This is a genomic window from Larkinella sp., assembly GCF_965227735.1.
Lineage (GTDB): Bacteria > Bacteroidota > Bacteroidia > Cytophagales > Spirosomataceae > Larkinella.
In genome coordinates, this window is sequence record NZ_OZ245776.1 from 2,792,474 (window position 1) to 2,804,547 (window position 12,074).

General features: G+C 53.6%; 6 protein-coding genes. 2 read left to right on the forward strand and 4 right to left on the reverse strand.

Going from position 1 to position 12,074, the window contains the following annotated elements; genetic code table 11:
• Positions 1–39: 39 nt before the first annotated feature.
• From ACO064_RS10825 to ACO064_RS10840, 4 genes are all read right to left on the reverse strand, one after another.
• Complete coding sequence (locus ACO064_RS10825) at positions 40–1,080, reverse strand: DUF4097 family beta strand repeat-containing protein (protein ID WP_421827382.1); 1,041 nt, start codon at positions 1,078–1,080, stop codon at positions 40–42.
• 173 nt (positions 1,081–1,253) lie between these two features.
• Entirely contained in the window at positions 1,254–3,680 is a 2,427-nt protein-coding gene (locus ACO064_RS10830; protein WP_421827383.1) for an ABC transporter permease, read from the reverse strand.
• A gap of 77 nt (positions 3,681–3,757) precedes the next feature.
• Entirely contained in the window at positions 3,758–6,157 is a 2,400-nt protein-coding gene (locus tag ACO064_RS10835) for an ABC transporter permease (RefSeq protein WP_421827384.1), read from the reverse strand.
• Positions 6,158–6,161: 4 nt separating this feature from the next.
• Positions 6,162–8,546, reverse strand: coding sequence for an ABC transporter permease (locus tag ACO064_RS10840; protein WP_421827385.1), 2,385 nt, complete (start codon positions 8,544–8,546; stop codon positions 6,162–6,164).
• A 335-nt stretch (positions 8,547–8,881) separates the two neighbouring features.
• Here ACO064_RS10840 and ACO064_RS10845 point away from each other — a divergent pair, with 335 nt between their 5' ends.
• On the forward strand, positions 8,882–9,220 hold the full coding sequence (locus tag ACO064_RS10845; RefSeq protein WP_114409941.1) for a PadR family transcriptional regulator: 339 nt from the start codon (positions 8,882–8,884) through the stop codon (positions 9,218–9,220).
• Between the two features lie 147 nt (positions 9,221–9,367).
• Positions 9,368–12,031, forward strand: coding sequence for an ABC transporter permease (locus tag ACO064_RS10850; RefSeq protein ID WP_421827386.1), 2,664 nt, complete (start codon positions 9,368–9,370; stop codon positions 12,029–12,031).
• Positions 12,032–12,074: the final 43 nt, after the last annotated feature.

Below are 12,074 nucleotides of genomic sequence, written 5' to 3' on the forward strand. Positions count from 1 at the left end.
ACAGACCTGTAAGGTTTCTAAAACCTTACAGGTCTCGGCTTATCGATTCACATACACACTTCCGCTACCGGCGGAGATGCGGACGGGAACACCGCCCCCGTTCAGACGGCCCCGGACGCGGTCTTTCTCCACTGTTCCGTCGAATTTACTCAGCGGAATATCGACCCGGTTTCCGGACAAATCCAGGTCAATGCCCTGATCCAGCGGCATTCGGACTTTCACGCTGCCCGGTCCACCCGACAGCCGGACGTATTCGCCCAGTTTGGTAATTTCAACATCCATTCCGCCCCCGCTCGTGCTGGCTTCGACGCTGCCCGAAATGCCCGACAACCGAACCGAACCGCCGGACGTACCAGCTACCAGTTCGCCCTTGATGCCCTCGCCTTTCACACTGCCGCCACTGGTGCGGGCATTGACGCGGCCGCTCAGGTTGGCCAGATGGACACTACCGCCCGAGGTCCGCAGGTCCAGGTTGCCATCAGAATCTTCGGCGTGGATGGAACCGCCACTGGTGGCCAGGTCGATATCTTTCCGGCAGCGATCCAGGTGAATACTCCCGCCCGACGTCCGGCCTTTGATCAATCCTTCGACACCGGTCAGGTGCAGGCTTCCGCCACTGGTGGCAAAGTTCTGGCTCCCCACCAGGTTGCTCAGCCGGATGCTGCCTCCGCTGGTGTGCAGATCGGTTGCGAAGGTTTTGGGCGTGTAGACTTTGAACGAAATGCTGATCGACCGTTTCCAGTCCCAGTTGTCGCGGTTTTTCCGTTTGGCCGTTGCAACGACGGTATTGCCTTCGACGCCCAGTTTGATGTCGTATTCTTTCAGCCGTTCGTCGAGTTCGTCTTTGGAGAGTTTGTTGCTCGGCCAGTTGTTGCCCCGTACGTACATTTCAACTTTGACGCCACTCGACTGGTTGCCTTCTACCGAGATGCTGCCGCCGGAGGTCTCCACCCGGACGGTGTTCAGGCTACCGGAGAAATTTTTGGTCTCGTAGGGAGTTTCATCTTTATCCTGGGCGAAGGAGGTAAAGGACAAAGCGATGGCACACGCAGCGGTTAAGAGGAAAGATGAACGTTTCATAGTATTTGCGTTTGAAATTGTTGGAGAGTTGGGTAAAAGATGCAAAACGAACCAATGGAGTTGCATCGTTTCCGCTGAAAGACGATCAAAGAATACACCACAACTAACAAAACCCTCTCTATCAGCATTTTACCAAATTATCCAATTCTAAAATTGTCCGGGAGCGGACGGCTTTACTCGCTCCGCAGACTCTTCACCGGATTCATCAGAGCGGCTTTGATCGACTGGAAGCTCACCGTGACAAACGCGATGAAAACCGCAACCGTACCAGCCAGCACAAACACCCACCACGGCACGTCGATTTTGTAGGCAAAGTCTTTCAGCCACGCATTCATGCCGTACCAGGCAATCGGCGTGGCAATGAGAATGGCAATGAGCACCAGCCGGAGAAAATCTTTCGACAGCAAACCCACAATGCTGGCGGTGGTGGCACCCAGCACTTTCCGCACGCCAATTTCCTTCGTCCGCTGCTCGGCCATGAAAGCCGCCAGCCCGAACAGCCCCAGGCACGCAATCAGAATGGCCAGCACCGAGAACGTCAGCACAATTTGCCCAACGCGCTGTTCGGCGCGGTACATGGCATCGAAACGATCATCCAGAAAGGAATAACTAAACGGCATTCCCGGCGCCATTTGCTTCCATTTGGCTTCGATCTGTTTCACCAGCGCCGGCATATCCTGGCTGTTGAGCCGGAAAGATACCGCGCCCTGATTCGGGTCCATCATCAACGCCACCGAACCGATATTCTGCCGCAGGGATTCAAAATGGAAGTTTTTTACAACGCCGATAACCGTGTACGTTTTGAAGACCTTTCCCTCATCGTCCAGCATCCGCCAAACCCGTTTTCCGATGGGATCTTTAAACCCGAACACCTTGACGGCGGTTTCATTCAGAATGATTCCGGTTGAATCGGACCCAAACTCCCGCGAGAAATTCCGGCCTTCTTTCAGTTCCATACCCAGGGTCGGGATATACTCATAATCGACACCCCACTGCTGCGTCGAAACCGCTTTGCTTTGCTCTCGCTGCCCCTCCGGAAACAGCGGACTATCGCTCCGGTTCGAGGGTACGGGCAAATAGCCGGACACGGAACCGTTCATCACACCGGGCAGTTTCCGCACCTCATCTTTGAAAGCCTGCGTCTGCTTTCCCAGTGCATAGGCTTCGTTGATGGTCAGCACCTGATTGCGGTTGAAACCCACTTTTTTCGTCTGAATGAAATTGATCTGGCGATAGACCACCATCGTTCCCACAATCAGAATCACCGACATCATGAACTGAAAAACCACCAGCCCGCTCCGCAAACCTGCACTTTTCAGGCCCAGATTAATCTTGCCTTTCAAGACGCTGATGGGTCGGAACGACGACAGGAAAAAAGCCGGATAACTCCCCGCCAGCAAACCGACGCCCAGCGGCAACGCGAGCAAAACCGGCAGGAACTGCGGATTGAACAGGCTGTTGATGGTCAGTTGTTTGCTTGAAATGTCGTTGAAAAAGGGTAATGTCAGCGCAACGATCACCAACGCCAGCCCCATCGACAAAATGGCCATCAGCACGGATTCGGTCATAAACTGCCCGATCAATTGCCGTTGCACCGATCCCAGCACTTTGCGGACGCCCACTTCTTTCGCCCGGTTGGCCGAACGGGCCGTCGAGAGGTTCATGAAATTTATGCAGGCAATCAACAAAATAAAAATCGCCACCGCCGAGAAGGTGTAAACGTACTGAATGTCACTGTTGGGGGCCAGTTCGATGTTCTGTTTGGAGTGCAGGTGAATGTCGGTCATCGGAATGAGTGAGTAGTCGATCCGGTTCCCGGATTGGCGCAACTGGTCGATCGTCGTGCCGACAAACTCCTGAGCCTGCGGCCCCACGTATTTCTGAATAATGGTTTCAAAATTCTGGCTAAACTTCCGGGGGTCAACACCTTCTTTCAGAAGAATATAGGTTTGATGGTTATTGCTAAGCCAACGTCCCCACTCATAATTATCACTCCGCATACAGACAAAAAAATCGGTGCGAAAATGGGCGTTGGTCGGCATGTCGCGCATGACCCCCGTCACCCGATAGGTAAACTCATTGTCAAACAGCAGCGTTTTTCCCATCGGATTCTGGTTGCCAAAATGCCGTTTGGCGGCCGATTCACTAATCACCACCGTGTTGGGTTCTGCCAGCGCCCGTTTCGGATTACCGACCACCAGCGGCAGCGTAAACACATCGAAGAGCGTCGAATCCGCATACATGATGTCGTCTTCCCGCAGATTGTTCGTTTGCCCCGTCTCCTTGACCAGAAACGTACCCCGCCCGTGTAACCGCACAAAGTTTTCGACCTGCGGATAATCCTTGAGCAAGGTCGGCCCCATCGGATCGGGCGAAACGGCCATGTGCATATCATTGCCGCCAAACTTGATGTCGGTATTGATCCGGTAAATCCGGTCGGCTTTTTCGTGAAACCGGTCGTAGCTCAGTTCGTCCACGACATAAAGCGTAATGAGCAGACAACAGGCCAGCCCCGTGGCCAGGCCAAAAATATTGATAAACGTAAAACCCCGCTGTTTGCGGAGGTTTCGGATGGCGATTTTGAGGTAGTTTCTGAGCATAACTTTTTTTAGTGAAGAGTTATGAGTGAAGAGTTTATCGTGCGTCAGCCAACTCTTCACTCATAACTCATAATTCTTCATTCCGAACGAAGTGAGGTAACCGGATTCATCAAAGCGGCTTTTGCGGACCGAACCGAAACCGTTGCCAACGTAATGAGGCTGGCCAGACCGGCCGTTGCGCCAAACACCCACCATCCAATCTCGATTCGGTAGGTGTAGTCCTGCAACCAGCGGCTCATCAGCCACCAGCCCAAAGGGGCGGCCACCAAAAAGCCCAGCAGCACCAGCCGGCCAAATTCCCGGCCAAACAGCCAGAGAATCTGCCCGACACTGGCCCCCATCACTTTCCGCACGCCAATCTCTTTCGTTTTCGATTCAGCCATAAACGACACCAGACCGTATAAGCCCAGACAGCCAATCAGAATGGCAATCAGGGAAAACACCTGTGCAAAACCCAGCATGATGGTTTCGGCGGTGTAGAAGCGATCCATGATTTCGTCCATGAACTGGTAGTGAAAGACCAGTTCGGGAAATAAACCGTTCCAGGTTTTTTCGACCTGCTTCAGCGTTTCAGCCAACTGGGCCGGACTCACTTTCAGGGCGGCCATGCGGTTTTCGCTAAACGCTTTGAAAATCACCGTTGGTGCCACTGCCATCCGCAGCGAGTTGACGTGGAAATCGTTCACCACGCCCACCACCGTCCGGTCAATGCCCAGCACGTTGAGGTGTTTCCCCAAAATGGCATCGGGCGAGGGCAATCCCAGCCGCTTCACCAGCATCTCATTGACGATGATTTCCCTGGCGACGGTATCGCCGGAAAGAAAATTACGACCGGCCCGTAGTTTCAGGCCAAACAGGGGCACATAGTTCCCGTCCCCAATTTTGGTCTGGGTTTCGAATTTTTCCGGCTCGGCCCGGTTATCAAACGTAAACGGGCTCTTGTTGATGATGGAAGACGCAGGCGGAGTGTTGCCGAATGCCACGTCCTGAATCCCCCCGATTTGCCGCAACCGGCTCCGCAGCGTTTCCTGCCTGAGCGGATCAGGCGTCGGCACCGGAATGGTCAGAACGGTTTCTTTCGTAAAACCCAAATCCACATTGCGGACATACCGCAACTGCGACATCATCACAAGCACACTGATGACAAAGAGTTGCGTGATGAAAAATTGCACGACGACCAGCCCGCGACGTACTGAAATGCCGCCCACCTGCTCGGTTGTCATTTTCCGGCGCAAAGCCGCTATCGGATTGAAACCCGACACAATGAGCGACGGATAAAAACCAGCCAGCCCAATCACGCACCCAATCAGCACCAAAAAAATCAGCAACGACTTCGGCTGCAACAGGTCTGTCAGCGAAAAATTGGCGTTGAAAACCGACATCGTCTGGTTGACCAGTGGCAGCCCGGCCTGCGCCAGGGCCAGCGCCAGCGCAACAGCCGCCAGCGTAACCAGGGCGGTTTCGGTCATAAATTGCCGGAACAACTGCCCCCGCGTACTCCCCAGTGCCTTCCGCACGCCCACCTCTTTCGAACGCCGGAGCGCCTGGGCCGTGGCCAGATTGACAAAATTGATGCAGGCTGCCAGCACCAGAAACACCCCAACAATCCCCATCGCATACAGCAGTTTTAGCTGCATCCGACCGCCGTAGGTCGTATTGAAGTGAATGTCGTGCAGGGGCTGCGCGTGGAAGTGAAAAAACCGGGCGTTTTCGGGGGTATAATGCGTTTGGACAATGCCCGGAAAAACCGCTTCCAACTGGCCGACCGGCGTATTTTCCGGCAGCGTAACGTAGGTCATTTCTTCGCTGTTGAGGTCATCCCAGTTCTGCAACGACCGGGCCTCCAGACCCAACACCGTGCTGTAGGAAATGTATACCTCATCGCTGAGGTTGGTGGCCACCGGATGGTCTTTCAGAACACCGGTCACGGTCAGATTCAGGTTGTTATCCAGGCGCAGGGTCTGACCGATCGGGTTGGCATCGCCAAAGTATTTGTGGACGTATTTTTCCGTCAGTACCACGGAATTCGGCGCGGTCAGGGCGGTTTTCGGCGTACCGGTTTTCCACTGAAAATCAAACACACTGAACAGGTCGGGATCAGCAAAGCAAACCGTACGCTCTTCCTGAAACTTCCGAAGAAAACCGCCATCGCCCCGGGGTATACTCAGCAAATTGCTCCGCAGCCGTTTGATCCGGGCAACCGTTTCGATGAAGGGATAATCACGTCGCAACACCCCAGCCAGCGCCTTCGGCGTTCCCCGCGAATAGGTAGTCGTTTCGTAGGTCAGCTCCGTTACCACGCGGTAGATCCGGTTGGCCTTCTGATGATAGGCATCGAATCCAAGCTGAAACCCGACGACCAGAAAAATCAGAATACCGCAGGCCAGCCCGACCGCCAGCCCGATCACATTGAGCAGACTGTAGGTCCGGTGCCGCACCAGCGTGCGGAAGGCCACTTTGAAATAGTTTTTCAGCATAACATTATTCGGAACGAAGCGACTTCACCGGGTTGGCGATGGCGGCTTTGATGGATTGATACACCACGGTGGTCCAGCAGATGAGCAGCGTCAGCACGCAGGCGAGCACAAACACCCCGACGCCGATGTCGGTTTTATACGGAAAATGCTGCAGCCAGCGGTCCATCGAATACCAGGCTACGGGAATGGCAATCGGGAACGAGAACAGCACCAGCTTCGTAAAATCTTTGGAAAGCAGCAGCACCACGCTCGACACCGACGCGCCCATCACTTTGCGAACGCCGATCTCTTTCACCCGCTGTTCGGTCGTAAACGTCGCCAGACCGAATAAACCGAGGCAGGCAATCAGAATCGTCAGGCCGGAGAAGGCCGTAAAAATCCGGCCCCGCAGTTCATCGGCTTTGTAGGCCGACTCGAAATCCTGGTCCAGAAACCGGTATTCAAACAAGCGATCCGGGTAGATTTCGCGCCATTTCCGGCCAATGAACTCAACGGTTTTGTCGGCATTTTGGGCATCGATTTTAAGGTGAATCACCCCGTTGTGCGGCCGATAAAGCATAATCATCGGCTCAATGGGCATATAGAGCGACTGCTGGTGAAAATCCTTCACTACGCCCACGACCTTTGCCTCCGGCGGAGCCTGCTGACCGGCCTGCGGCAACCCGCCGAGCAATACTTTTTTGCCCAGCGGTTCTTTCCAGCCCATGCGTTTGACAGCGGCCTGGTTCACCAGCACGCCATTGGACGTATCTGCCGGGATTTTATCCGAGAAATCCCGTCCGGCAACCACTTTCATCCCCATCGTTTGCAGGTAATCGTGGTCAACACCCATCGGTTTGAAGCCCATTTCTTTCAGTCCGGCATTGGATTCCACGCCGAAAATAATTCGCCCGCCAATGTTGCTGGTAGGTGACGAAGCCGTGGCCACGCTGCGGACGTTCGGATTAGCCAGTAGTTCGCTGCGCAGCCGGTTGTAGCGGTCGCGGGGTTGGCGGTCCTGGTAATCGATGGTCAACACCTGCTCGCGGTTATACCCCAGATCCTTGTCCCGCATGTAGTGCAATTGATCGTATACAATCCAGGTACAAATCAGCATGATCAGCGAAATGGCGAACTGAACCACCACCAGCATTTTCCGGAAAAAACTGCCGCCTTTGGTGTTAAAGGAGCCTTTCAGCACCGTGGCCGGTTCGAAGGACGACAGATAAAAAGCCGGGTAACTACCGCTGATAAAACCGGTGAAAACGACAATGGAAAGGGCAATCAGCATGAACTGCGGCTGAATCAATTCCCGAAACTGAATCTCTTTTCCTGAAACCGAATTGAAAAACGGGAGCAGCAACGCCACAAACAGCAGACTCAGCAGGAGCGACAAAACCGTCATCAGCACCGACTCGGTCAGGAACTGGGCCATCAGCGCACTCCGGAGCGAACCCATCACTTTCCGCAGCCCCACTTCCTTCGAGCGTTTGGCCGAGCGGGCTGTTGCCAGGTTCATGTAATTGATGCTGGCCAACAGCAACATGAAAAAGGCGACGGCGCTGAAAATATAGACGTAACTGATATCGCCGTTGGCTTCGCCGTCGAGTTTGGAGTAGAGGTGAATGCTCGTCAGCGGCTGCAACTGGTACGTGATCTTGATGCCCATCCGCTTGAAGATCGACGCCATGTTTTTGTCGTACAGTTGCGGAAACTTGCTTTCCAGTATCCTGGTGTCGAAGTTTTTCGGCAAAACCAGGTAGCTGACGATGTAAAAACCGCCCCAGCCGTCGGCCTTCCGTTCGTTCGGACTCAGCGACAGCAGCGCGTTGAACGTAAAATGCGAGTTTCGGGGTACGTCTTCAATAACGCCCGTGACCTGATACGAAGTCGTGTCGTTGGTACGCAGCGTCTGTCCGAGCGCGGCCCCTTCGCCAAAGAATTTCCGGGCGGTTTTCTCGGTCAGCACCACGCTGCCGGGCCGGGCCAGCGCGGTTTTGGGGTCGCCCTCGATAAATTTGTGGGTAAAGACGTCGAATACCGTGGAGTCGGCCGCATAGACCTCTTCTTCATAAAACCGCTTCTCACCCTGCCGGAACGCCACCCGGCCGTTGGGAAAAAACCGCACGTAGTTTTCCACGAAAGGATAGTCCCGTTTCAGTGATGTCACCAGGGGCGGCTGCGTGCTCTGCCACTTGTTGATTTTGTCGGGTTCGGTGATGTACGAGACGATGCGGTAAATCTGGTCGGCTTTTTTGTGGTAGCGGTCAAAACTCAACTCATCGGTCACATAAAGCAGCAGCAACAGCCCGCAGGTGACGCCGATGGTCAGACCCAGAATGTTGATCAGGCTGTAGAATTTGTCTTTCAGTAGATTCCGCCAGGCGATGGTCAGGTAGTTGCGCAACATAGGTTCGGCAAGAAAAACGGTTCGGTTGCCCTGGGTCGCTCAACTTCCATGCCGCGCCTGATATATCACTGACTAACAGATCCTTACAAAATGATTTCTCCTTTCTTTGTCCGAAATCGTACAATCGTTTGTCCGCCGATGTACAGGGCTTCGTTTCTCACCCGCCACCAGCACCGGCCGTCATCCGGCTTGTCCGTTTTCAGTACGTCCACTGTCCAAAACCGGACACGGTACCCAAGCGGTTTTTGTAAAATCTGCGTTTAAAGGCAATTGAAGCGGTATTCCAACAGTTGGCACTGCATTTGATCGGCATTATCGTATCATATCACTGCGCCATGAAAAGGGCTTTTTTAGGAGAATTTGAAGAGGTGGTTTTGTTGACGGTGGCCGTGCTGGACGAAAGTGCGTACGGCGTGACCGTTACGCAGGAAATCGAACAGAAAACCGGGCGGGCGGTGGGCTTCAGCACAGTTCATACGACGCTGCAACGGCTGGAGGAAAAAGGATATCTGTCGTCGAAAATGAGCGGAGCCACGGCCGAGCGCGGTGGTCGGCGGAAGCGTTTTTTCACGGTGACAGCCGCCGGTCGTAAAGCACTCATGGAAGTCAAAAGCATCCGTGAGCAGTTGTGGGATGCCCTGCCTCCGCAAACGTTGCAGTTGATGGGAGGATGAAAGAGATGAACAATGAATATCGAATAACGAACACTGAATATTGAATAACGACTGGGCCGCCAGTGTGGTATCGAAATCAAACTCCGAAAGCTAAGCCCTCACTTCGTTATTCAATATTCGACATTCAGTGTTCGATATTAAAAACGTATGAAATCTTCTACCCCCAAACCGCCCCGCTGGGCTTCCATCCTGCTCGATTGGCTGGGCGATCCCAACACCGTCGAGGAAGTTCAGGGCGACTTGCTCGAACTTTACGCCTATTGGGTCCAAACCGGGGGTGAGCGAAAAGCCAATTGGCGATATAGTTGGAGTGTTTTGAAGTTGCTGCGGCCGCTGGCCCAACGAAAAGAAGACTATTCAACCCCTTTTTTCCTACATCCTGCTATGGTACGAAACTATTTCAAAATTGCCTTCCGCAATCTGGTCAAACACAAAGGGTACTCGGGTATCAACATGGGTGGATTGGCGGTGGGCATGGCGGTGGCCCTGTTGACGGGCCTCTGGATTTACGATGAATTATCGTTTAACCGGTATCACCAGCATTACGACCGCATCGCCCGGGTGATGCAGAATCAGGTGGTAAATGGCGAACTGCACACGTCGCAATCCCTGCCGTATCCCTTTATTCAGGAATTGAAAAGCAAGTACAGCAGTCCCTTTAAACACATCGTAACCTCCACCCACCTCGACGATCACATTTTAACGGCGGGTGAAACGAAGCTTTCGAAACGGGGGCAATTCATGGAAGCCGAAGCTCTGGAAATGCTGACGTTGAAGATGGTCAAAGGCACCTGGGCGGGTTTGCAGGACCCCCAATCCATTCTGCTGTCGGCTTCGACGGCGAAAGCCCTGTTCGGCGAGGCTGATCCCATCAATAAACCGGTGAAAATCAATACGGATTGGCTGGTAAAAGTGACCGGCGTGTATGAAGATTTACCGCAAAATACCCAGTTCCACGATGCGCAGTTTCTGGCGTCCTGGGAATATTTTGTGGCCAATAACCGGTATATGAGGGAAAAGAAATGGGATAACCACGCCATTTCAATTTACGTGGAAATCAAGCCGAATACCGACTTCGACAAAGCCACGGCGACCATCAAAGACTCCGAACTGAACGTTATTCGGCACCTGGAGAGCATGAAGGAAGAAGCCGCAACCCGGCCGCAAATGTGGTTGCACCCGATGCGCGACTGGCATTTGTATTCGGATTTCAAAAACGGTGTGGTCGGGAAAGGGCCGCTTCAATACGTCTGGATGGTGGGCCTGATCGGTTTTTTCGTGCTGCTATTGGCCTGCATCAATTTCATGAACCTCTCGACAGCCCGCTCCGAAAAACGCGCCAAGGAAGTCGGCATCCGGAAAACCGTTGGTTCGCATCGTTCCCAGTTGGTGGGTCAGTTTTTCAGCGAATCCTTGCTGGTGGTTTTCCTCTCCTTTCTGATTGCCCTGCTGCTGGCGACGGTTTCGTTATCGTGGTTCAACAACCTGGCCGCCAAGCAGATGACTATTCCCTGGGCGAATGGCTATTTTTGGTTGTTCTGCCTTGGTTTCATTGGAATAACGGGCTTCCTGGCGGGCAGCTACCCGGCCTTGTATCTGACTTCGTTTCAGCCCCTTCAGGTCCTGAAGGGGAGTGGATCGGCGCGGTCGCAGCGGGGCCGGCTGGCATCCGTCCCCCGCCAGATTCTGGTGGTGACGCAGTTCACGGTTTCCATTGCGCTGATCATCAGCACCCTGGTCGTTTACCGACAGATTCAGTTTGCAAAAAACCGTCCGGTTGGTTATGCCCGCGATGGGCTATTGCTGGTGCCGATGCAGTCTGCCGATTTCTACGGAAAAACCGCGTTGCTACGCAGTGAACTGAAAAATACCGGCGTGGTGAGCGAAGTAGCCGAGTCGCAAAGCCCGATCACGGGTGTCTGGTCGTCGAATGAGGGATTTAGCTGGAAAGGCATGCCGCCCGGTTTGAACGAGCGATTTGCTACGCTAACGGTTTCGCCCGAATACGCCGAAACCGTCGGCTGGCAATTTATTGGGGGGCGGAATTTCTCGAAAGAACTGGCGTCCGATTCCGCCGGGTTTGTCATCAACGAAACAGCCGCCAAACTACTGGGTTTTCGGCAACCCGTGGGCGAATTCGTCCGCTGGAAGAGCCAATGGATGACCAACAATGTGGAAAAACAATTCCGGATTTTGGGCGTGGTGAAAGACATGGTGATGGAGTCGCCCTTCAAGCCGATCAAACCCACGGTTTTCTTCCTGTTTGGCTCGCCCAACTGGATCAACATCAAAATCAAGCCCGGGGCTGATGCCGGCAATGCGCTATCCCACATTGAAGCCGTGTTTAAAAGGCTGATTCCGGCGGCCCCGTTTGAGTACAAATTTGCTGATGAAGAATACGACGCCAAGTTCCGGGCCGAAGAGCGGATTGGCAAGCTGGCGACCTTTTTTGCGGTTTTGGCCATTTTCATTTCCTGCCTGGGTTTGTTTGGGCTGGCGTCGTTTGTCGCTGAGCAACGCACCAAAGAGATCGGCGTGCGGAAAGTGATGGGCGCATCGGTGTTCAACCTGTGGCGTTTATTGTCGAAAGACTTCGTGGTATTAGTCCTGCTTGCCTTCGGGATTGCCACGCCCGTCGCTGCGTATTTCCTCCGTAGCTGGTTGCAGCAGTACGACTACCGCACCGAGCTTTCCTGGTGGATTTTTGCCGCATCGGGTGTCGGCGCGCTGGTGATTACGTTGCTAACCGTCAGTTTCCAGAGTATCAAAGCGGCTTTGATGAATCCGGTGAAAAGTCTTCGAAGTGAATGAAAAAGTAAATAACGAATATCGAATAATGAACACCAAATAACGA